The following is a 22,147-nucleotide window of genomic DNA, read 5'->3' as shown; positions in this document are numbered from 1 at the left end:
ATGTTCAACAAAAACATCAAACTCGTTATAGCCGCCCTTATCATCGCTTTTGCCGTATACCAGTTCATTGAAGGTGAAATCGGTAACGGGATCTTCCTTATCCTTTTTTCCCTGATCTTCATATTTCTTTATTTCAGGAACGAGTTCTTATTGTTGGCTTTCCTGAGGATGCGGAAACAAGACCTTGCCGGTACCGAGAAGTGGCTTGGGCGGATCAAAAATCCTTCTGCAGCCCTTACCGAGAAACAAGAAGGATACTACAATTATCTTTTTGGCATCATCTACTCACAAAAGAACCTTACGCAAGCAGAAAAGTATTTCAGAAAGGCTTTGAAACTGGGACTTAATATGGACTATGACCTGGCCATGGCCAAACTGAGCCTGGCGGGAATTGCAATGCAGAAAAGGCGCAAGAGAGAAGCCCAGACCCTTTTATCAGAAGCGAAGAAACTGGACAAGAATAACATGCTGAACGAGCAGATAAAGATGATGCAGCAGCAGATGAAGAAGATCTGATCAGAGCAAAGGTGCCCATAAGCGGTTAAAGGATTCCTGCAGCTTCCTGCGGATCCCCCTCTCTAACCACCTGTCAAGGTCTACCACGTCACAGTCTTCCAGGTCTTTTTCAAAGAGTTCTTTCATTTCTAATGCCTTGTTACGGTTGTAAAGCAGGGCGTTGATCTCAAAGTTGATGGAAAAGCTGCGGTAATCGAGGTTTGCGGTCCCAATACTGGAAAAGATATCGTCTAAGACCATGGTCTTGGAATGTATAAATCCCTTGGTATACCTGAATATTTTCACCTTTGATCTCAGCAATTCCTCTATGTAGGAATCTGTAGCGTACTGTGCTGCCCAGGAATCCGATTCGTAGGGAATTATGATCCTGACATCCACCCCGCTGCGACCCGCCGTGGATAAGGCTGTGAGCATGGCGTTATTGGGTATAAGATAAGGCGTTGTAATGTATATATATTCCCTCGCAGTATTGATCGCAGTGAACATAGCCTCCATGATATTGGCCCAGTCGGTGTCCGGTCCGCTGGCCGCGATCTGCACCCCTACCGGGTCGCTGCATTCCGGTTTGTGCTCCGGGAAAAACTCGTTGATGAGTTCTTCTTCCTCATTGTTACAAAAATCCCAGCTCAGCAAAAATGACGCCTGCAGTGAACCTACTGCCGGCCCTTCTATCCGCAGGTGGGTATCTCTCCAGTACCTGGGGTTATCATAGCTGTTATCGTATTTCTTATTGACGTTGATCCCGCCCACATAGCCAACAGAACCATCTATCACCACGATCTTTCGATGATCCCTGTAATTGAGCTTACTGGCAAATTTGGGGAGGTGTACGGGCATAAAGGGAAAATGGGCAATCCCACTTTCGTTCATTTTTTTCTTTGTAGCCGCAGCGAATTTACTTCCTACATCGTCATAGAGCAGGCGAACTTTTACACCATCTGCAGCCTTTTCTACCAGGATATCTATCAGGTCTCTCCCTAGTTCATCATCGAGGAATACAAAGTATTCCATGTGAATATGTTTTTTAGCCTTTCTAAGATCTTGCCGAAGGCGTTCAAATTTCACTTCCCCATTCACCAGGATATCTACCTCGTTATCAAAGGTAAGTACAGATCTCTCGTTATAACGCAGCAACCTGTGGATCTTGGCCAGTCCTTCCCCAAATTCCTCTTCAAAGTCTTCCCGTTCATCCCTGTCCAGCTTAAATCGCTCCCGCCAGCTTTTAAGCTTGGCATCGTCCAGGAAATATTTCTTTTCAAAGATCTTGTTCTTCCTGTAATCCTGTCCGACAAAATAATAGACCAGCAGCCCCAGGAATGGGAGCGTTGCTAGGGCAAAAATATAAGAGAGTGTTTTTACCGGGTTGCTGTTCCGCAATACAATGAGAATGGAAAATACGATCACCAGCAGGTAGTTCAGCACTAACAACAACTTCCACCAGTGATCTTGAATGTATTGCACCATCAGGGCTTCATATTGTAGTAACCTTCCTTGGGGATCTCGATACTGTATTTCTTCCTTGAGCTGTTATTCAGGTGTGGTTCCCTGAGCCAGGGGTTGTGTCTTTTAAGTATTTTATAATTGATCCCGTACATCTTCGCAAATTTTGCAAAATTGCTGACAGGTTCATCTACCTCTACTTCATAGGTGGGAACCTGGGTATAATAATCGTCCTGCTCCAGTTTAAAACCATATTTTTCAGGGTTGCTGAGAATTTCCTTGATCGCCATGATCCGGAAAACGTAACGCCCGGTCTCTTCACCCAGTAAGAGGTCGTAATAATCATCTACTTCCTGTATTCCCATGAATTTATCAATAGACCCTGTCCCTGCATTATATGCAGCCGCAGACAGGGTCCACGTACCGTACTTATTCTTATACTTCTGCAGGTACTTACATGCAGCTTCGGTAGCCTTGGCAAGATGGTACCGCTCATCAACGTTATCGTTGATCTCCAGCCCGTATTCGCGACCTGTCGCCTTCATGATCTGCCAGAACCCGGTAGCTCCTGCCGGGGAAACCACGTTCTGCAGCCCGCTTTCTGCCACCGCCAGGTATTTAAAATCGTCAGGAATACCGTTGCGGGCAAGGATAGGTTCTATAACGGGGAAATACTTATGTGCCCTTTTCATCAGCAAGAGGGCATTAGACTGCCAGTAGGTATTCACCAGGAATTCCCTGTCTACTCTTTCCATGATCTCCGGGTCCTCCTGGGGCACAGGCTCTCCTGCAAAATTCAGGTCTTCGGGAATATCGATCGGGGTGATCGTATAACTCTTGGCAACATTCTTATCTACAGTTTGCTGCACCTCGTTTTCCGAACGCATTTCCATGGGATCCTGCTGTTGAACTGCAAACACCAGGGTGCTTATCACCATCACTATTCCCATTCCCATCAGTATATTTTTCAGTAAGCGCATTTTTTATTTTATTTTGTCTTTCAAAGGTATTAAATAGTCCTTCCCTATTTCAAAATAATTTCAGGCAGGTTCTCATTGAACCAACGTGCACGATGCAATATCATTGTGTGTGTCCCGCCTTTTACCGTGATACATTCCCCGATATGTTCCTTAGGGAAAACAGCATCCTGGTCCCCATGGATATGAACTACCCCCGGCATACAATCTTTCTGCTGCCAGTTCACGATCTTATCAATAGACCAATCTATATAATACTTATCCCTCAGGGAAAGGTATTGTTCATAAAGTTTCAGCCGCTTGGTCACGGTCTCCCCAAAAGCATATTTTGCAAGTAGTTCTACATTATTGATCAGGCCGGTCGGTAATAATTTATGGATATGGGTGTAGCGAGCGAATATCAATCGCCTGGGAAGCTCTCCCTTGTTTTTGACACTGGAGACTATGATCACTTTCCGGGGATCAAGGAAGCGCGCCATCTCCTGGACGAGCAGCCCCCCGAAGGAAACTCCGAGCAGTACAGGATGTTCTCCCTTTACCTGTTCGGCCATTTTTTCTGCATACTGCTGCAGGCTCATTCCCCGCTCCGGGACAAACCACTCCAGCCGATGTATTTCGAAGGTATCATCCGGTAGCCGGATATTTTCAAAAATACTGGGATTAGCTGCCAGGCCAGGCATCAGATAAACCGGGATACGCGTTTGGGGTATATCGCTCAATATCTTGATTTTACTAGGAAATTAGCATTTTTTTGATTACTTTTGTGCTGGATTTGTAAAAAGATTCGGCTAAAAATATAAATACACCACACCCCTTACCAATACCAAAGTTACGATACTTTTCGATCGTAATTTTTTTTCTGAGGATACACTAAAAATAAACCATATGAATGAAGTAGCAATTAAGGACAACAGCTTCCTGCGTCAATTTGAAACAACAGTTGATGGTCACTTGGCTAAGATTGAATATTCTTCACAAGAGAGGAAAGTATTTCTTACCAAACTGGTAGTTCCGGAAGAGATTACGAAAGAAGGGTTTACAGAAGATTTTATCAAATCAGTACTGCACCATATCCAGGAGGAGAATTTAAGAGTAGTTCCAACTAGTCCTGAGATTGCAGGCTTTGTTCGAAAGAACAGACAATACAAAGAGATGCTGCCCGTTGGCATCAGGATATGATCCTATCAACCTCCCAATCGGGAGGTTTTTTTTTATACTACCCTGGCGTGTTCCCGCGCAAATTCAAATCGCACCAACCCGTCTTCATCTATACGATCCAGGACAACCTCGTGCAGGGTATTGACAAGGGCAGGATCCCAGGGCGCCTTCACCTTAACGTAATTCTCGGTAAAGCCATGGATATACCCCTGCTTATTCTCACCTTCAAAAAGTACGGTCTGACGGCTTCCCAACTGGCTTTCGTAAAATGCACGGCGCTTTTTCACAGATAACCCTCTCAGCATCTTACTTCTTTTTGCCCTGACCCTTTTAGGAACCGGGTTCTCCATATTCGCTGCAAGAGTATTGTCCCTTTCAGAATACGTGAAGACGTGGAGGTAAGAAATATCCAGTTCATTCAGGAAATGGTAGGTCTCGAGAAAATGTTCGTCTGTTTCGCCGGGAAAGCCCACAATAACATCCACTCCTATACATGCATCCGGCATCACCTGCCGGATCCGGGCAACCCTGTCTGAATAAAGATCAGTCAGGTAGCGCCGGCGCATCTTTTTTAGGATGTCGTCACTCCCACTCTGCAGCGGGATATGGAAATGAGGCACAAAGGTGTCGCTTTCCGCGACGAAGTCGATCGTCTCGTTCTTCAGAAGGTTGGGCTCTATGGATGAGATGCGCAGCCTGTGAATTCCCTCAACGGTATCCAGGGCCTTGACCAGGTCAAGAAAGGTATGGTCATGTTTTTTGTTACCGAATTCTCCTTTTCCGTAATCGCCAATATTTACACCGGTCAGCACTATCTCCTTGATCCCCTGCGAAGCGATCTCCGAGGCGTTCTTCAATACATTGGGTAATGCATCACTACGCGAGATTCCACGGGCAAGCGGGATAGTACAGTAGGTACATTTATAATCACAGCCGTCCTGTACCTTCAGGAATGCCCGGGTCCTGTCTCCTATGGCATAACTCCCTATATACTGGTCCACATCCTCGATCTCGCAGGCGTGGATCTCGCCAAAATCATTCTTACTGAGATCGTTGATGTAATCGGTAAGCTTGAATTTCTCTGAAGCGCCCAGTACCAGGTCTACCCCGTTCACAGCGATCAGTTCCTCGGGTTTCAATTGGGCATAACAGCCAATTGCCGCAATAAATGCATCCGGGTTCGCCTGCTGGGCCTGCTTCACGATAGTTTTAAATCGCTTGTCAGCATTCTCTGTAACGGAACAGGTATTGATCACGTACATATCTGCCGGGTCTGCAAAAGAGACTTTCTCAAATCCCTCTTCCTCGAAACCACGAGCAATGGTCGACGTCTCTGAGAAGTTCAGTTTGCAACCCAGGGTATAAAAAGCGACTTTCTTTTTCAATTTCTGATGCTTTTCCGATTAAAGGACTGCAAATATACCACCTTTGATCCGAAGGACGAAGACAGAGGTGGTCTTAAAAATTCCTAATAAACAGGCTGGCAGGACTTAAGACTCGTCTTTCCTGTATTTACGTGTCTGCTCAAACACAGCTTGCAGGATCCGCGCTTCCATGTCTGAGAAATCTATATTCCTCCTGGCCATCACTACCTTGGCGGTCTCAAAAGCCTTGGAAGTCTGGTATGTCGTAAATCCAGAGGCTCCTCCCCAGCTAAAGCTTGGTACAAAATTCCTGGGGAAACCGGCAGAGAAAATGTTGGTACTCACCCCCACTACAGTTCCTGTATTGAACATGGTATCGATGGCGGATTTACTGTGATCCCCCATCATCAGGCCGCAGAATTGCAGCCCGGTCTGTTCAAACCGCCCCGTATTATAGTTCCAGAGTTTTACTTTGGCGTAATTGTTCTTCAGGTTAGAGGTGTTTGAGTCGGCCCCTATATTGCACCATTCTCCCAGTACGGAGTTTCCAAGGTAACCATCATGACCTTTGCTGGAGTAGCCAAAGAGTACGGAGTTACTGATCTCCCCCCCTATCTTGCAGTAAGGTCCTGCCGTTGTGGGGCCGTAGATCTTGGCTCCCATCTTCACCACGCCGTGTTCGCCCAGGGCAAAGCCCCCACGGATATTACAGCCTTCCATCACCTCGGCATCCCTGCCAATATAGATAGGTCCCTCTGTAGCATTCAGGATACAGTATTCTACCCTGGCTCCTTCTTCAAGGAAGATGCGTTCAGGATTGATCAGTCCGTTGGTTGATGAAATTGCTGCACTTTTACGGCCTTTGGTCAGCATTTCAAAATCGGCTTCGAGGGCGATCCCGTTCAGGGAAAAAATATCCCAGGTATTCCTGATCCTCGTGTATTCAGAACTGAACTCGATGGTTTCCAGTTTTTCCAGTTCTTCCTCCGGCATAATACCCTCGGCACGGTAAGCGATCCGTTCTCCATCACGACTTAAAGCCTGGCCTGTTTCAAGATCTTCCAGGGCCTTCAGGAGTTGGTCATCGGGCAGCACGCCACCATTGATAAAAAGGTTGTCTTTTTGCAGTTTCAGGGGAAATTTCTCAGCAAGGTATTCTTCTGTATGGCAGGAGACCCCGGTCTTCAACCGGTGTTCCCATTTTTCACGGATGGTGAGGATCCCGATCCGTACATCACATACCGGGCGGGTAAATGTAAAAGGAAGCAAGGAGCCGCGTTCCGGCCCGTCGTAAAGAATACAGTTCATGGAAGAATTTTGGGATAAAATTAAAAAAATAACGCCCCCGATGTTCTATCGGGGGCGTACATTCTTTCAGGAATGAAGAATTATTCCCTTATTTCTTCTCAGATTTAGCGTCAGCTTCTGGAGCTTTAGCCTCTTCTTTCTTGAATTTCTTGTACTTGCTCTTGAACTTATCAATTCGTCCAGCGGTATCAATAAGTTTAGACTTACCGGTGTAGAAAGGATGCGATGTTCTTGAGATCTCTAATTTCACCAGAGGATATTCAACACCATCAACCGTCAATGTCTCTTTGGTTTCCGCAGTAGATTTCGTAATAAAAACATCCTCGTTAGACATGTCTTTAAACGCTACTAATCTATAATTTTCTGGGTGTATACCTTTTTTCATCGCAAATCTGCTTTAATCTATCTAAAATTTAAGGCTGCAAATGTAATCTTTTTTTGAGGAAACAACAATCTTTATCAAAAAAAAGAACACAAAAAAAATGTACCTTTAATCTGTAACAAATGTAAAGGTTCAAATACTAACTAACCAACTGATCAACCTAATTTAATTATGGAAACTAAACCACCAACCACCGGAAAATTCTCATTAACCTATGGCGCCATCCTCGGCGGCCTGAGTATCATTTTTGCACTCATGCTCTTTTCCATGGATGCTCATACCTCCCGTGAACCCCTTAACCAGGTAATTTCCGTAGTGATGTCTGCCGCGGTGATCGTCTTTGGTATCCATGCGTATAAGAAAGCGAATGAAGGATACCTGACGTTGAGTGAAGCCCTGAAACTGGGTGCAGGAATTTCCCTGGTCTCCGCCCTGATCTTTATTGTGTACCAGCTTATCCTGACCAATTTCCTGGATCCTGATTTTGCCTCCAAGGTAATGGATATCCAAATGGCAGAACTGGTAGAATCCGGCCAGCTCACCGCTGACCAGGCTGCGCAACAAAAGGAAATGGGAATGAAATTCTTCTGGATCGGTTACCCGGTGATCCTTATTATCAGCATCATTTCCGGACTGATCATAGGTCTTATCGCAGGCCTGGTCATGAAGAAATCCCGGCCCGCCTATTAAGAAGTAATATTGTACTTTTGGGGAGAAATAGGCGAAATACATTATGAACATATCGGTAGTTATTCCCCTGCTCAATGAAGAGGAGTCCTTAGAGGAATTACACGATTGGATCGTCCGGGTGATGAAATCCAATCAGTACTCATACGAGATCTTATTTATTGACGACGGTAGTAACGACGGTTCCTGGGACCGGATAGTTTCCCTGGCGCGCAAGAATCCCTGTGTAAAAGGGATTCGTTTTTCCAAGAATTTCGGAAAATCGCAGGCCTTGCACGCCGGGTTCCTTCAGGCCCGCGGTGAAGTGGTCATCACCATGGATGCCGATCTGCAGGATAACCCCGAGGAGATCCCCGAGCTTTTCGAAATGATCAGCAGGGACTCTTTTGACCTGGTTTCCGGCTGGAAAAAAGTACGCTACGATTCTGTTTTTAGTAAAAACCTGCCGTCGAAGCTTTTCAACTGGGCTGCACGTCGTACCTCCGGGGTGCGGTTGCACGACTTTAACTGCGGGCTGAAAGCGTTCCGTTCTGATGTGGTTAAGAACATCGAGGTCTCGGGCGAAATGCATCGCTATATCCCGGTATTGGTCAAAAATGCCGGCTACCCGAGGATTGGCGAAAAAATAGTACAGCACCAGGCCCGTAAATACGGCAGGACAAAATTTGGTATGGAACGATTTATCAACGGTTTCCTGGACCTGATCACCATCTGGTTTGTGTCCAAATTTGGGCGCAGGCCCATGCACCTCTTCGGCGCCCTGGGTGTTCTCATGTTTATTATCGGCTTTGGATTTGCCCTTTACCTGGGCATAGACAAGCTTTTTATCAATCCTTATGACAGGCTGATTACGGATCGCCCACAATTTTTCGTGGCCCTTACCGCAATGATCATCGGGACACAGTTTTTCCTCGCCGGTTTTCTTGGGGAGATCATATTGAGGAACAAGAAGCAGGGCCCTAGTTACAAGATCATCGATCGCCTTAACGAATAACCGGGCTGGCCCTGCCCAGCCGATGAATATCGGGGGAAGCCCCGTAAATTCAATTTTCTAACGTAATTTTATACTGTTCAACTCCAAAGTATATCCATGAATTCAGTAATAGATACCGCAAAGACCTGGCTCACCGATTTTTTTGATCCGCAGGTAAAGAAAGAAATACAGGACCTCATTGAGAAGGACCACGAAGAACTCAAGGAACGTTTCTATAAGAATCTCGAATTTGGTACCGGCGGTATGCGCGGTATCATGGGAGTAGGTACCAACCGCATCAATAAATATACTCTTGGCAAAAGCACCCAGGGACTCAGTAATTACCTGGAAAGAGTATACCCCGATCAAGAACTGAAGGTGGTCATCGCATACGATTGCCGACACAATAGCGATACCCTTGCCAAGACCGTAGCCGAGGTACTATCGGCTAACGGGATAAAAGTATACCTGTTCTCGGAACTGCGTACTACGCCCGAATTATCCTTTGCCGTAAGGCACCTGGACTGCCAGGCCGGAATTGTGTTGACTGCTTCACACAATCCGCCGGAATATAATGGCTACAAGGTGTACTGGACCGATGGAGGGCAGATCGTCCCGCCACAGGATAAGGAGATCATCGAAGAAATAGACAGCCTGCGATATGAAGATATCAACTTTAAGGCGAAGGAAGAGCTGATCCAGCTTATCAGCAGCGAGGTTGATGATGCCTTTATCAAGGCCTCTGTAAAGAATGGGGATTTCAATGCCCCCGGGAAAGACGATTTTAAGATCGTTTTTACTTCCTTGCACGGCACATCCATAACCGTCATTCCCGAAGTGTTGAAACAAGCCGGTTACAAGCATGTTACCGTCATAGAGGAACAGGCCAAACCCGACGGCAACTTCCCCACGGTTAAATCACCCAATCCCGAGGAACCCGAAGCTTTGGAAATGGCGCTGGCTAAAGCCAGGGAGTTGCAGGCTGATATTGTCATCGGTACTGATCCCGATAGCGACAGGCTGGGAATCGCTGTGCGTAACCTTGAAGGCGAAATGCAGTTACTGAACGGGAACCAGACTATGATCCTGATGACCGAGTTCCTGCTCGAGGAAAGAAAAAAACAAGGTTTTGAAGGCAATGAATTCATCGCCTCCACCATCGTTTCCACCCCGATGATGCACTCCCTTGCAGACGCCTACAAAGTAGAATGCAAGACCGGGCTCACCGGCTTTAAATGGATCGCTAAAATGATCAAGGACCACCCGGATCAGCACTTTATCGGTGGCGGTGAGGAAAGTTTTGGATTTATGGTGGGCGATTTTGTCCGCGATAAGGATGCCGTTACTTCTACCCTGCTTGCTTGCGAGATCGGGGCTATGGCCAAGGCCAACGGAAGTTCTTTTTACGAAGCACTTATCCAGGCCTATGTGAAATACGGGTTCTATAAAGAGAAACTTGTTTCCCTGACCAAGAAGGGAATCAGCGGAGCTGAAGAGATCAAACAAATGATGGTAGACCTGCGCGAATCCCCTTTCAAATCCATAGACGGATCAGAAGTAGTGCGAATAGAGGACTACAACAGTGGGGAAGCCAGGAACCTTAAAACCGGGGAGACCGAGAAACTGGACCTGCCAAAGTCTAATGTACTGATCTACGTGGCCGCAGACGGAACACGGGTGGCAGCCAGGCCCAGTGGTACAGAGCCTAAGATCAAATTCTATATCAGCATCAACGCGCCCCTGCAAAGGGCGAAAGATTTTGAGAAGGTAAGTGCAGAACTGGATGCCAAGATCGACAGGATCATCGCGGAAATGAAAATCAGTTAATGGAGTATTTTAAAAAGATCCTTCGCTTTGCGAAGCCATACAGTACTTACGGGTACCTCAATATTTTCTTTAACGTGCTCTATGCCTTGTTCAGTGCGCTTTCCTTTGCCGCCCTGATCCCGATGCTGGATGTACTGTTCGACAAATCCAGGAAAGTTTATGAAGCTCCCGTATATACGGGGATCGGGGATTTAAAGACCTTCGTACAGGACTACCTGAATTACCAGGTTACGGGCTATTCCGGTGATGACGAAATGAAAGGGCTGGTGCTGGTGATCGGGCTGGTACTTTTCCTGTTCCTGCTCAAGAACCTGTTCAATTACCTGGCGATGTATTACATCACCTTCCTGAGGAACGGGGTCCTGAAAGATGTCCGGAATGCTATGTACCGTAAGATCGTGGACCTGCCGGTTTCTTTCTATTCAGAGAAGAGGAAGGGCGATGTCATTGCCAGGATCACTTCAGATGTGCTGGAGATACAGCATAGCTTCCTCTCAATACTTGAGCTGATCGTGCGGGAACCGCTGACCATCTTGTTTACTATCATCGTGATGTTCTTTATCAGTGTAAAGCTTACAATATTCGTATTTATCTTTATTCCCCTGGCCGGGATGATCATTTCAGCCATCGGGAAATCACTGAAGAAGAAATCGGACCGGGTGCAGAAAGAACAGGGTAATTTCCTCTCTATCGTAGAAGAAACCCTGGGTGGACTAAGGGTCATCAAGGCTTTTAATGCCGAAGATCGCTTTTACCAGATGTTCAAAGCATCCACTACCCGCTTCTTCCGTTTTTCCAACACTTTGCTGAACCGGCAGAACCTGGCTTCACCAACGGGTGAATTCCTGGGTATCCTTGTCATAGGGGTATTACTGTGGTTCGGAGGTAAGATGGTATTGGTAGACCAGACCCTGGACGCTTCTTCCTTTATCGCATACATGGGCCTCGCCTACAATATTCTTACCCCGGCTAAGTCGATCAGCAAGGCCTCCTACGGGGTGAAAAAAGGAAATGCTGCCGCAGAACGGGTCCTGGAGATCTTGGAGACCGAAAATCCCATCAGGGACCAGCCTGCAGCCATCCGAAAAGAGAGCTTTGAACACGGCCTTAACCTGGAAAATGTTTCCTTCAAATACGAAGACGAATACGTCCTGAAAGATTTCAGCCTGGAAGTGCCTAAAGGCAGTATGGTTGCCCTTGTGGGGCAGTCCGGGAGTGGTAAAAGTACCATTGCCAACCTGCTAACCCGTTTTTACGACGTTAACGAGGGGAGTATCAGGATTGACGGAACTGATATACGGAGTATAGAAAAAATATCACTACGCCACCTGATGGGCCTGGTTACCCAGGATTCCATACTTTTTAATGATACGGTGAGGAACAACATCGGCCTGGGAAAAGAAAATGCGACAGAAGAAGAGATCATCGAAGCCGCCAAGATCGCGAACGCCCATGAATTCATCACTTCGCTTCCCAAAGGATATGACACTAATATCGGGGACAGTGGAAACAAACTGAGCGGGGGTCAGAAACAAAGACTTTCTATTGCCAGGGCAGTACTGAAAAATCCGCCGATAATGATCCTGGATGAAGCTACCTCTGCATTGGACACCGAAAGCGAACGACTTGTACAGGATGCGCTGGAGAAAATGATGCAGAACAGGACCTCCGTGGTGATCGCCCACCGGTTATCGACCATACAGAACGCGCATAAGATCATCGTAATGCAAAAGGGAAAGATCGCCGAACAGGGCACCCACAATGAATTACTGGCTAAGAACGGGGTGTATAAGAACCTGGTGGAGATGCAATCCCTCAGGGGATGATCATAAATCACTGGTTGCAGGCATAATAGATTTTTCCTGGTACACGAAATAAAAAATTAAGCCGTTTTAAGATCACCGGATTAAACCTTTTCAGAAAGGAGTTGTCTCATTAGTATAACAAACCAGGATTTGATCGCCGAAAAGACCTTAGTAGACCAACTACAGAATAAGGATACCCAGCCGCAGGCTTTTGAAGTACTTGTAACGACCTACAAGGAACGACTGTACTGGCATATCCGGAAAATTGTCATGGACCATGACGATGCTGATGATGTACTGCAAAATACCTTTATAAAAGTCTTTAAAAATATTGAAGGGTTCAAGGGCGAAAGCAAACTGTTTTCCTGGATGTACAGGATCGCCACCAACGAAGCCCTGATGTTCCTCAAGACCAAATCAAGGAAACTTGGAGTCACAGGAAATGAGCTGCAGGAGCAACTGGCAGAAAACCTGAAAGCAGATGTATATTTTGAGGGAGACGAGATTCAACTGAAACTTCAGAAGGCCATTGCCACCCTGCCGGAGAAACAAAAGCTGGTGTTCAACATGAAATATTTCGAGGAGCTGAAATACGAAGAGATCTCGGAAATCCTGGAAACTTCTGTTGGAGGACTAAAAGCCTCTTACCACCTGGCTACCAAAAAAATAGAAGCATTCCTGAAGGAAGATTAAACCTTTTGTTCTAAATGGCATCAAAGTAATACACATGAAGAAAAAACCTGAAAATAGCGGGTTCAAAGTTCCTCACAACTACTTTGAATCATTTGAAGCCAGGCTGAAAGCCCGTATGGAAGAATCCGGGGGAAACCTCCCGGCTGAGACCGGTATGGCTGTTCCCGACGGATATTTTGAATCCTTTGAAGAACGGCTGAAGGCGAAAATGCAAAAGCCCGAACCTAAGGTGATACAATTAAAAAGCTATCGCAAGTATTGGGTAAGTGCCGTTTCGGCAGCAGCCATTCTCCTCCTTACTTTCTCCCTCTTCGGACCCGGGAATAACGAACTTGGTTTTGATGACCTGGCCAAAGGAGAGATTGAAGCCTATTTTGAGAACAAGGATATAGAACTAAATGAATACGAGATCGCCCAGGTAATTCCTGTGGACGAACTGGAGGTACAAGACCTGTTGGATGATAATATTGACAGGGAACAGCTTATGGATTACCTCGATGAATCTCTTGAAGATATAGACGATTTAAATTTTAGTATTGATGAATAAGATATTATACATAGGGCTGTTCTTGCTGATGCTAATGACATCAACGGTCTTTTACGGGCAGAATAAACCTGACCGCAGCAAGCTGAAAGCGCTGAAAGTGGCTTTTTTCACTGAGCGTTTATCTTTGTCTGCGAAGGAAGCTGAAGTATTCTGGCCGCTCTATAACGAGTACGAGGAGAAGAAAGAAGCGCTCCGGGAAACGGAAAAGAAGGAGATCTATGAAAGACTGAGAAGCGCTGAATCTATTGGCGAATCAGAAGCCCAGAAGTTGCTGGAGCGATACCTGGAACTGGAGGAACAACAGGAAGAACTGGACAAGGAATACTTTAGCCGGATCGCCAGGACGATCTCGGCCAGGAAGACCCTGATGATGTTCCGTGCAGAATATGAATTCCGTCGTCAACTGATCAAACGATACAGTGAGAAGCAAGCCGGCAGGAGGAATTAACGCTAATTCGATGAACTGCATAAAAAAGAAGCCCTCGGGCTTCTTTTTTGTTAAACCCTTCTGCTTTAATCGAATCAAAGAAACAGTAACCATTAAATCTTAAGTTATGAAAAAGCTCACTTTAGTATGGATCATCAGTTTGTTCTTTGTTTCAATAATGTCATTACAGGCCCAGCGGGTTGTGAAAGTTTATCCCAAGCAGGGTGTTGTCGTGACGAAAATCCATAAGCCGAAGCTTGTGCATCATCAGGGAAAGGCATTCCATTTTTCAAAAGGCGTATGGTATGCCAGGCACAACCGGGGATACGTGGTTGTCGCTGCTCCCAAGGGGATCAGGATCAAAAGATTACCACGGGGCTACACCAAAGTGGTAGTGAACGGGAAGAAATTCTATCGGTTTAACAATATTCTCTACAAAAAGCACCGGGGGTATTATATCGTAGCCTAACGGAGACATCATAAGGGAAGCCTGACAGGCTTCCTTTTTTTATGGCCACCTCTTTTACAATTTCAATAATTTTATAAAGCCTTCAGTTCTAAAACGGTACCTTTGCGGCCTAAATTAAAAAAGCATGCGCCTGCACAGAAACCTGGTATTTGCCGTAATAGATGGACTCCACCTGATCTTTAACGAAGGGGAATACGCCGATAAAGTGGTACAGAAACTTTTAAAACGCGATTCGCGATGGGGATCAAGGGACCGCGGATTTATTGCGGAAACCACCTACGATATTGTCCGATGGAAACGGCTCTATGCCGAAATAGCAGAGATCAAGGAACCCTTTGACAGGCCGAAACTCTTCCGTATGTTTTCTGTATGGGCCGTACTGAGGGGAATTCCCATCCCGGACTGGAACCAGTTTGAACCCACCCCGGCCAGGCGGATAAAAGGAAGGTTCGATGCCCTTTCCAAGGAAAGAAAATTCCGGGAATCCGTTCCGGACTGGCTGGATGAACTGGGAGTTGCTTCCCTTGGGGAAAAGGTCTGGACCAAAGAGTTAGCGGCATTGAATGAACAAGCCGATGTTATCCTTCGCGTCAACACCTTGAAAACCACCACCCCGCAATTAAAACAATTCCTGACCGGCGAAGGGGTGGCCACACAAACCATTCCCGGCTATCCCCACGCCCTGAAATTAGTGGAAAGAGGTAATGTATTCGTGACCCAAGCCTTTAAAGATGGCTTGTTCGAGGTGCAGGATGCCTCCTCCCAGCTGGTAGCACCATACCTGGAAGTTTCCCCGGGGATGAGGGTGGTAGACGCCTGTGCAGGAGCCGGGGGTAAATCCCTTCATCTTGCAGCTCTTATGGAAAATAAAGGCCAGGTGATCGCCCTGGATATCTATTCCGGGAAACTAAAAGAATTAAAAAGAAGGGCAAGGCGTAACGGTGCCCACAACATCGAGACCAGGGTCATAGACAGCTCTAAAGTCATCAAGAAACTACATGGCTCTGCCGACCGGGTCCTGATCGATGCTCCCTGTACCGGGTTGGGCATACTGAGACGAAACCCGGACGCAAAATGGAAGATGGAACCGGGCTTCCTGGAGAAAATCACCAGGACACAGCAGGAATTACTGGCCGATTATTCTCAAATGGTCAAGACTGGTGGGAAGATGGTCTATGCTACTTGCTCTATCCTGCCACAAGAGAACAGGCAGCAGGTGCAGGAATTCCTCGCCTCCGAAAGAGGATCCGAATTTACCCTGCTGCGTGAACAGCAGATCTACGCTCATAAAAGCGGGTTCGACGGATTTTATATGGCAGAACTTGAGCGTAAGTAATTAACAATACAGGGGCAAGGCTGTTAACTTTTAGCACTATGAAATACGTTTTAAAGGTGTAAATTTGTGCTTTCTTAAAAGCAGCCTTGTCATGATCCATTTTTTCGGGGACCCTCAATCAAAGATATTCGCAGTTCAGACCAAGCAACCGCTAAGCGCAGAAGACACTGCTAAACTGGTTTGGCTTTTTGGTAATCAACCCAGTATGGACAGGGCGTCAATTGACGCCTTTTTTATTGGGCCCAGGGCAGCCATGATCACTCCCTGGAGTACCAACGCCACCGAGATCACCCAGAATATGGGCATCAGCGGGATCATAAGGATAGAAGAATTCCATGCTTCGAGCGCAGATGACAAGAAGTTTGATCCCATGCTTTCCCAGAAATACGAGGCCCTCACACAGGATATATTCACTGTAGATCTTAGCCCGGAGCCCGTAAAAGATATTGAAGATATTGCTGCTTACAACCAGCAGGAAGGACTGGCACTGAACGAAGAAGAGGTATCCTACCTGGAACAACTTTCCGAAAAACTGGGTCGCCCCCTTACTGATTCTGAAGTATTTGGTTTCAGCCAGGTGAATTCAGAACATTGCAGGCACAAGATCTTTAACGGCACATTTGTCATTGACGGGAAGGAAAAACCCAGTTCTCTTTTTAAGATGATCCGTAAGACATCTGAAAAGAACCCGAACAGCATCGTTTCGGCTTACAAAGATAATGTGGCTTTTGTCAAGGGGCCCGTTGTAACCCAGTTTGCACCCAGCCGTGCAGACCAACCCGATTATTACACCGAGGAACCCTTTGAATCGGTATTATCCCTGAAAGCGGAGACTCACAATTTCCCTACGACGGTAGAACCCTTCAACGGGGCAGCGACAGGATCCGGGGGAGAAATCCGTGACCGCCTCGCAGGTGGAAAAGGCTCCCTGCCCCTGGCAGGAACAGCAGTTTACATGACCTCCTACCCCAGGCTTGCAGAAGGCCGGTCCTGGGAAAACGGGATGGAGGAACGGCCGTGGCTGTACCAGACACCACTGGATATCCTGATCAAAGCTTCGAACGGGGCTTCTGATTTCGGGAATAAGTTCGGGCAGCCCCTAATTGCCGGTTCGCTATTTACTTTTGAACATGAAGAAGACAACAGGAAACTCGGTTTTGACAAGGTCATTATGCTCGCCGGGGGTATCGGCTATGGGAAAGCCGACCAGGCCCTGAAAGATGTCCCTGCGAAGGGAGACAAGATCGTGATCCTTGGGGGTGATAATTACCGTATCGGGATGGGCGGGGCCGCCGTTTCCAGCGCCGATACAGGAGCTTTCAGCTCTGCAATCACCCTGAACGCGGTTCAGCGATCCAACCCCGAAATGCAGAAAAGAGCAGCTAATGCCATCCGCGGTATGGTTGAAGGGAAAGATAATCCAATAGTATCCATTCACGACCACGGAGCCGGGGGACACCTGAATTGCCTTTCTGAACTCGTAGAAGAGACCGGGGGCGCCATTGAACTGGATAAACTCCCGGTGGGAGACCCTACCCTCTCTGCCAAAGAGATCATCGGGAACGAATCCCAGGAACGGATGGGACTGGTACTGGGCGAAAAAGACCTGGACCTGCTGCAACGCATCTCTGAGAGGGAACGTGCACCGATGTACGTGGTGGGCGATGTAACCGGGGATCACCGTTTTACCTTTAAGGCCGGGGATGGCATTAAGTCTCCAATGGATTTAGAACTGTCTGAAATGTTCGGCAGCTCACCTAAGATGGTCATGACAGACCAGAGCGTGGAACGAAATTATAAAGCCCCGGAGTACCAGTCGGAAAAATTACACCAGTACCTGGAACAGCTGCTGCAGATGGAAGCGGTGGCCTGCAAGGACTGGCTGACCAATAAAGTAGATCGATGTGTGGGCGGTCGGGTAGCAAAACAACAATGTGTTGGTCCTCTGCAGTTACCCCTCAATAATTGCGGGGTAATGGCGCTCGATTTCAGGAACGATGCCGGGATAGCGACCTCTATCGGCCATTCGCCCGTATCTGCACTGATCGATCCTGCAGCCGGTAGTCGCAACAGTATTGCAGAGGCACTGACCAATATCGTCTGGGCTCCCCTGGAGGAAGGCCTCAGGTCCGTTTCCCTGTCTGCCAACTGGATGTGGCCCTGCAATAATGAGGGAGAAGATGCCCGCCTGTATGAGGCGGTGGAAGCCGTATCTGACTTCGCTATAGAACTGGGTATAAATGTACCTACAGGAAAGGATTCCCTTTCCATGAAACAAAAATATAAGGATGGGGAAGTACTATCCCCGGGAACGGTGATCATCTCTGCAAGCGGGCATTGCAGTGATATCAACAAGGTGACCGAACCCATGTTGCAGAAAGATGGGGGCGCCCTCTATTACTTCAACCTCTCTGCGGATGACTTTAAACTTGGAGGTTCTTCCTTTGCCCAGCTACTGAACAGCGTGGGTGACCAGGCTCCTACCATAAAAGACAGTGCACATTTTTCCAAGGCATTTAACGCTATACAGGCAGCTATCCGAGCGGGTCATGTACAGGCCGGGCATGATGTAGCTTCTGGCGGACTTATCACTACCCTGCTCGAAATGTGTTTCCCTGACACCGGAACCGGGGCTGAAATAGACCTGAGCTCCCTGGGTGAAAAAGACAGTATACGCGTACTTTTCGCGGAAAATTCCGGGGTAGTCCTGCAAAGTGACCAACCCGACCTTGAGAAGTCTATGCAGGATGCCGGGATAAAGTGTTACCACATAGGTAAAGCAACCACCACCCCGGTATTAAAGGTAAGGAACCAGGATTCTGAATACGAGTTTGACATAGCACAGCTGCGAGATAAATGGTACAGGACCAGCTACCTCTTAGACAATCAGCAGACAGCTAACGGGCTCGCTGCTGACCGGTACAAGAATTACAAACACCAACCCTTAAATTATACTTTTCCCGAGGTATTTACCGGGGAATTACCCAAGAGACCTGCAGAAGGAAAAAGGCCAAAGGCAGCCATCCTCCGGGAAAAAGGGAGTAATTCTGAAAGGGAAATGGCCAATGCGATGTACCTGGCAGGCTTTGATGTGAAGGATGTGCATATGACAGACCTTATCAGTGGCAGGGAAACCCTGGAGGATATACAATTTATAGGAGCTGTAGGCGGCTTCTCTAACAGTGATGTACTGGGAAGTGCCAAAGGATGGGCAGGTGCCTTTAAATACAATGAGAAGGCCAGGAAGGCCCTGGATAATTTCTTCGCCAGGCCGGATACATTATCTGTAGGTATCTGTAACGGCTGCCAGTTGTTCATGGAACTGGAATTGCTGTACCCGGAACATGAAACCCACGGAAAAATGACCTATAACGATTCCCACAAGCACGAAAGCGCTTTTACCTCGGTCACCATACAGGAGAATAATTCCGTGATGTTATCAGACATGGCCGGCACCACCCTGGGTGTCTGGATATCACATGGTGAAGGTAAATTCCGCTTGCCTGAAGACAGGGACAAATATAATATTGTCGCCGGGTACGGGTATACAGAATATCCCGCCAACCCCAATGGCAGTGATTACAATACAGCTATGTTGTGCGATGCCAGCGGAAGACACCTGGTTACCATGCCTCATATAGAACGGTCTGTCTTCCCCTGGAACTGGGCCTATTACCCGGGCAGGGAAAATGATAAGGTAAGTCCGTGGCTACGGGCATTCGAAAATGCCCGCAAGTGGCTGGAAGCCTTATAATTTCAAGTGACCACTAGAACCCGGAGGATTGCTCTTCCGGGTTACCATCTTTTTTTAATATGCCGTTGGCATTTTAAAATTCAGGTTCTTTTCCTATTTTGCAGGGATTATCTTTTACTACCCTATGCAAACCATAAGCCGACTCTTTGATTTCCCGTATTACCAACTGGAACGTTATAATATGGATAAGTCCCTGGTTACCAAATACAACGGTAACTGGGTAGCAACATCAACCCGGGAATATATAGACAAAGCCAATACGATTAGCAGGGCTTTGCTGAAGATGGGCGTAAGAGCTGATGACAAGGTTGCCATCATATCCCTTACCAACAGGACGGAATGGAATATCATGGATATCGGGGTATTACAACTCGGTGCCCAAACCGTTCCGATCTACCCCACCATTTCCGAAGAGGATTACGCCTATGTGCTAAACCATTCAGAGGCAAGACATTGCTTTGTATCCTGCGGAGAGGTATTTGAAAAGGTCCAAAGCGTACGGGACCAGGTACCGGGGCTAAAAGAAATTTACTCTTTTGATGACATACCTGGCTGCAAAAGCTGGGAAGAGGTACTGCAGCTCGGTGCCGATACCGAAAACCAGGAAGATGTAGAAGCTTGCAAGAAAGCTGTTAAACCCGGAGATGTAGCTACCCTGATCTATACTTCCGGAACCACCGGTAAACCGAAGGGAGTGATGCTTTCGCATGACAACATCGTCTCTAACGTGCTCGCGAGTGAAAAACGGGTACCTTTTGAAGCGGGAGCCACTTCGCTTAGTTTTTTACCTGTGTGCCATATATTTGAACGGATGATCCTCTACCTCTACCAATACTGCGGGATCACCATTTATTTTGCAGAAGGTATAGAAGCGATCAGCGATAACCTTAAGGAAGTAAAGCCTAACGTAATGACGGTCGTTCCCCGCCTGCTGGAGAAGGTCTATGACAAGATCATTGCAAAAGGCGCAGACCTCACTGGTATCAAGAAAAAACTATTTTTCTGGGCCGTAGAACTCGGACTGCAGTACGAGCCTTACGGGGCCAACGGCTGGTGGTACGAATTCCGGCTGAAAATTGCCAGGAAACTCATCTTCAGTAAATGGCAGGCAGGCCTCGGCGGAAACCTAGAAACCATGGTATCCGGAAGTGCTGCCCTGCAGCCCAGGCTGAGCAGGATCTTTGGTGCCGCCGGAATCCCTGTAATGGAAGGCTATGGATTAACGGAAACTTCCCCAGTTATTTCTGTAAACGACCAACGCAACAAGGGTTGGAAAATAGGCACAGTAGGCAAGACTATAGGAAAAGTGGAAGTCAGGATCGCCAAGGACGGTGAGATCCTTTGCAAGGGGCCAAACGTAATGCTTGGTTATTATAAAGATCCTGAGAAGACCGCAGAAGTGCTCAAAGACGGCTATTTCCATACCGGTGATATCGGGGAGCTGGATGATGAAGGTTTCCTGAAGATCACAGACCGGAAGAAGGAAATGTTTAAAACTTCCGGAGGAAAGTATGTTGCCCCTCAGCTTTTGGAAAACCGCATGAAGCAATCGCGCTTCATAGAACAGGTTATGGTGGTGGGTGAAGGTGAAAAAATGCCTGCTGCCCTGATCCAGCCGAATTTCGAATTCCTGGAGGACTGGGCAAAAATTCACGAACTTAACTTTAACGGTACCGAGCAGATGGTTAATGACCAGCGTGTCATAGACCGTATACAGGAAGAAGTGGACCTGGCCAACGAGAATTTCGCCAAATGGGAAAAAGTAAAGCAATTCCGGCTGACTCCGGATGCGTGGACGGTAGACAATGGTTTGCTTACCCCTACTATGAAACTGAAAAGAGCCCAGATCAAACAGAAGTACTTCGGTCTTTATGAAGATATCTACGGCAGGTAAGCAGTGATCAACTCCCTTTCCCCTGGCCTTAACCGGGCATAAAACCTACATAAACAGGACCTTACCAAAATAATTGCAATTTATTATGCATGCATAATAAATTTTCCTATATTTGGTTTCCATCAAACCATTATGAAGGAAATCACCATTGATTACGCCCTCAGGGCTACCTGGCAAGCCGTCGCCAGGATGTATAATGAAGAGGCTAAAGAATTCGGGTCGACCATGGCGGTAGGTTTTACACTACTGAGCCTGGACCCTAAAAAAGGAACCCCGTCTACGGCCCTCGGTCCAAGGATGGGAATGGAAGCGACAAGCCTTTCCCGTATCCTGAAGAGCATGGAAGAGAAAGGCCTGATCACCCGTCAGCCAAACCCTGAAGATGGTCGCGGGGTCCTGTTATTCCTGACCGAGTTTGGACTTGAAAAACGGAAAGATTCTAAAGACGCCGTACTGCGGTTCAATGAAGCCGTCAGGGCGCAAACCTCCCCCGAAAAGTTAGATCACTTCTTTGAAGTGATGGAGATCATCAATAAAGTGGTCACTCAAAAGAAAATATACCATAACAACACTAAATAATCCAAAGCTGC

Annotated in this window: 20 protein-coding genes; 14 read left to right on the top strand and 6 right to left on the bottom strand. The window is 47.1% G+C overall.

The annotated features are described in order from the left end of the window. Positions 1 to 516, top strand: a complete 516-nt coding sequence (locus CLV82_RS14240) for a DUF2892 domain-containing protein (protein ID WP_133645012.1) — start codon at positions 1 to 3, stop codon at positions 514 to 516. Here the strand turns inward: CLV82_RS14240 and cls are convergent, their stop codons facing one another. Genes cls through CLV82_RS14225 form a run of 3 tightly spaced genes read right to left on the bottom strand, consistent with a single transcriptional unit; the run spans position 517 to position 3,613 of the window. Beyond that, positions 517 to 1,980, bottom strand: a complete 1,464-nt coding sequence (gene cls / locus CLV82_RS14235) for a cardiolipin synthase (RefSeq protein ID WP_133645011.1) — start codon at positions 1,978 to 1,980, stop codon at positions 517 to 519. Then, on the bottom strand, positions 1,980 to 2,936 hold the full coding sequence (locus CLV82_RS14230; protein WP_133645010.1) for a lytic transglycosylase domain-containing protein: 957 nt from the start codon (positions 2,934 to 2,936) through the stop codon (positions 1,980 to 1,982). The genes cls and CLV82_RS14230 overlap by 1 nt, the downstream gene beginning before the upstream one ends. A gap of 44 nt (positions 2,937 to 2,980) precedes the next feature. Next, entirely contained in the window at positions 2,981 to 3,613 is a 633-nt protein-coding gene (locus CLV82_RS14225; RefSeq protein ID WP_394346164.1) for an alpha/beta hydrolase, read from the bottom strand. 205 nt (positions 3,614 to 3,818) lie between these two features. On the opposite strand from CLV82_RS14225, the gene CLV82_RS14220 reads away from it, so the two are divergent. Further along, entirely contained in the window at positions 3,819 to 4,112 is a 294-nt protein-coding gene (locus CLV82_RS14220) for a GNAT family N-acetyltransferase (RefSeq protein ID WP_133645009.1), read from the top strand. 32 nt (positions 4,113 to 4,144) lie between these two features. On the opposite strand, the gene mtaB is transcribed toward CLV82_RS14220, so the two are convergent. The 3 genes from mtaB to CLV82_RS14205 form a co-directional block, all read right to left on the bottom strand. Continuing rightward, positions 4,145 to 5,476 carry a tRNA (N(6)-L-threonylcarbamoyladenosine(37)-C(2))-methylthiotransferase MtaB gene (mtaB, locus tag CLV82_RS14215; protein ID WP_133645008.1) on the bottom strand — a complete coding sequence of 444 codons (1,332 nt, stop codon included), beginning with the start codon at positions 5,474 to 5,476 and terminating at the stop codon, positions 4,145 to 4,147. Between the two features lie 105 nt (positions 5,477 to 5,581). Further along, complete coding sequence (locus tag CLV82_RS14210; protein WP_133645007.1) at positions 5,582 to 6,763, bottom strand: GlmU family protein; 1,182 nt, start codon at positions 6,761 to 6,763, stop codon at positions 5,582 to 5,584. An 88-nt stretch (positions 6,764 to 6,851) separates the two neighbouring features. Continuing rightward, the gene (locus CLV82_RS14205; RefSeq protein ID WP_133645006.1) at positions 6,852 to 7,148 is read right to left on the bottom strand and encodes a type B 50S ribosomal protein L31; all 297 of its coding nucleotides are present in this window, start codon (positions 7,146 to 7,148) and stop codon (positions 6,852 to 6,854) included. A gap of 168 nt (positions 7,149 to 7,316) precedes the next feature. Between CLV82_RS14205 and CLV82_RS14200 the strand changes: the two genes are divergently transcribed. The 12 genes from CLV82_RS14200 (at position 7,317) to CLV82_RS14145 (ending at position 22,136) form a co-directional block, all read left to right on the top strand. Continuing rightward, a complete protein-coding gene (locus tag CLV82_RS14200; RefSeq protein ID WP_133645005.1) occupies positions 7,317 to 7,835 on the top strand; it encodes a DUF4199 domain-containing protein in 519 nt (172 codons plus the stop codon). A 43-nt stretch (positions 7,836 to 7,878) separates the two neighbouring features. Beyond that, positions 7,879 to 8,826, top strand: coding sequence for a glycosyltransferase family 2 protein (locus tag CLV82_RS14195; protein ID WP_133645004.1), 948 nt, complete (start codon positions 7,879 to 7,881; stop codon positions 8,824 to 8,826). Between the two features lie 96 nt (positions 8,827 to 8,922). Further along, on the top strand, positions 8,923 to 10,632 hold the full coding sequence (locus tag CLV82_RS14190; RefSeq protein ID WP_133645003.1) for a phospho-sugar mutase: 1,710 nt from the start codon (positions 8,923 to 8,925) through the stop codon (positions 10,630 to 10,632). Next, complete coding sequence (locus CLV82_RS14185) at positions 10,632 to 12,458, top strand: ABC transporter ATP-binding protein (protein WP_133645002.1); 1,827 nt, start codon at positions 10,632 to 10,634, stop codon at positions 12,456 to 12,458. The genes CLV82_RS14190 and CLV82_RS14185 overlap by 1 nt, the downstream gene beginning before the upstream one ends. A gap of 129 nt (positions 12,459 to 12,587) precedes the next feature. Continuing rightward, complete coding sequence (locus tag CLV82_RS14180; protein WP_133645001.1) at positions 12,588 to 13,130, top strand: RNA polymerase sigma factor; 543 nt, start codon at positions 12,588 to 12,590, stop codon at positions 13,128 to 13,130. A gap of 34 nt (positions 13,131 to 13,164) precedes the next feature. Then, entirely contained in the window at positions 13,165 to 13,677 is a 513-nt protein-coding gene (locus tag CLV82_RS14175; RefSeq protein WP_133645000.1) for a hypothetical protein, read from the top strand. Then, complete coding sequence (locus CLV82_RS14170; protein WP_133644999.1) at positions 13,670 to 14,125, top strand: hypothetical protein; 456 nt, start codon at positions 13,670 to 13,672, stop codon at positions 14,123 to 14,125. Before CLV82_RS14175 ends, CLV82_RS14170 begins: the two co-directional genes overlap by 8 nt. 106 nt (positions 14,126 to 14,231) lie before the next feature. Continuing rightward, a complete protein-coding gene (locus CLV82_RS14165; RefSeq protein ID WP_133644998.1) occupies positions 14,232 to 14,573 on the top strand; it encodes a DUF6515 family protein in 342 nt (113 codons plus the stop codon). 124 nt (positions 14,574 to 14,697) lie between these two features. Beyond that, the gene (locus CLV82_RS14160) at positions 14,698 to 15,909 is read left to right on the top strand and encodes an RsmB/NOP family class I SAM-dependent RNA methyltransferase (RefSeq protein WP_133644997.1); all 1,212 of its coding nucleotides are present in this window, start codon (positions 14,698 to 14,700) and stop codon (positions 15,907 to 15,909) included. A gap of 91 nt (positions 15,910 to 16,000) precedes the next feature. Next, complete coding sequence (purL, locus tag CLV82_RS14155; protein ID WP_133644996.1) at positions 16,001 to 19,663, top strand: phosphoribosylformylglycinamidine synthase; 3,663 nt, start codon at positions 16,001 to 16,003, stop codon at positions 19,661 to 19,663. Between the two features lie 124 nt (positions 19,664 to 19,787). Further along, positions 19,788 to 21,557, top strand: a complete 1,770-nt coding sequence (locus tag CLV82_RS14150; RefSeq protein ID WP_133644995.1) for an AMP-dependent synthetase/ligase — start codon at positions 19,788 to 19,790, stop codon at positions 21,555 to 21,557. Positions 21,558 to 21,689: 132 nt separating this feature from the next. Beyond that, positions 21,690 to 22,136: a MarR family winged helix-turn-helix transcriptional regulator gene (locus CLV82_RS14145; RefSeq protein WP_133644994.1), complete on the top strand. Its 447-nt coding sequence runs from the start codon at positions 21,690 to 21,692 to the stop codon at positions 22,134 to 22,136. Positions 22,137 to 22,147: the final 11 nt, after the last annotated feature.

It is taken from the genome of Zeaxanthinibacter enoshimensis (genome assembly GCF_004362865.1).
In the GTDB taxonomy this organism is placed as follows: Bacteria; Bacteroidota; Bacteroidia; order Flavobacteriales; family Flavobacteriaceae; genus Zeaxanthinibacter; species Zeaxanthinibacter enoshimensis.
This window is presented reverse-complemented; position numbering and strand designations above follow the sequence as displayed.

Coding starts and splice junctions, on each gene's coding strand:
- CLV82_RS14165 (WP_133644998.1), top strand. CDS start 14,232: ATGAAAAAGCTCACTTTAGTATGGATCATCAGTTTGTTCTTTGTTTCA.
- CLV82_RS14225 (WP_394346164.1), bottom strand. CDS start 3,613: ATGCCTGGCCTGGCAGCTAATCCCAGTATTTTTGAAAATATCCGGCTA.
- CLV82_RS14170 (WP_133644999.1), top strand. CDS start 13,670: ATGAATAAGATATTATACATAGGGCTGTTCTTGCTGATGCTAATGACA.
- CLV82_RS14220 (WP_133645009.1), top strand. CDS start 3,819: ATGAATGAAGTAGCAATTAAGGACAACAGCTTCCTGCGTCAATTTGAA.
- CLV82_RS14195 (WP_133645004.1), top strand. CDS start 7,879: ATGAACATATCGGTAGTTATTCCCCTGCTCAATGAAGAGGAGTCCTTA.
- CLV82_RS14160 (WP_133644997.1), top strand. CDS start 14,698: ATGCGCCTGCACAGAAACCTGGTATTTGCCGTAATAGATGGACTCCAC.
- CLV82_RS14190 (WP_133645003.1), top strand. CDS start 8,923: ATGAATTCAGTAATAGATACCGCAAAGACCTGGCTCACCGATTTTTTT.
- CLV82_RS14175 (WP_133645000.1), top strand. CDS start 13,165: ATGAAGAAAAAACCTGAAAATAGCGGGTTCAAAGTTCCTCACAACTAC.
- cls (WP_133645011.1), bottom strand. CDS start 1,980: ATGGTGCAATACATTCAAGATCACTGGTGGAAGTTGTTGTTAGTGCTG.
- CLV82_RS14230 (WP_133645010.1), bottom strand. CDS start 2,936: ATGCGCTTACTGAAAAATATACTGATGGGAATGGGAATAGTGATGGTG.
- purL (WP_133644996.1), top strand. CDS start 16,001: ATGATCCATTTTTTCGGGGACCCTCAATCAAAGATATTCGCAGTTCAG.
- CLV82_RS14210 (WP_133645007.1), bottom strand. CDS start 6,763: ATGAACTGTATTCTTTACGACGGGCCGGAACGCGGCTCCTTGCTTCCT.
- CLV82_RS14205 (WP_133645006.1), bottom strand. CDS start 7,148: ATGAAAAAAGGTATACACCCAGAAAATTATAGATTAGTAGCGTTTAAA.
- CLV82_RS14150 (WP_133644995.1), top strand. CDS start 19,788: ATGCAAACCATAAGCCGACTCTTTGATTTCCCGTATTACCAACTGGAA.
- CLV82_RS14200 (WP_133645005.1), top strand. CDS start 7,317: ATGGAAACTAAACCACCAACCACCGGAAAATTCTCATTAACCTATGGC.
- CLV82_RS14145 (WP_133644994.1), top strand. CDS start 21,690: ATGAAGGAAATCACCATTGATTACGCCCTCAGGGCTACCTGGCAAGCC.
- CLV82_RS14240 (WP_133645012.1), top strand. CDS start 1: ATGTTCAACAAAAACATCAAACTCGTTATAGCCGCCCTTATCATCGCT.
- CLV82_RS14185 (WP_133645002.1), top strand. CDS start 10,632: ATGGAGTATTTTAAAAAGATCCTTCGCTTTGCGAAGCCATACAGTACT.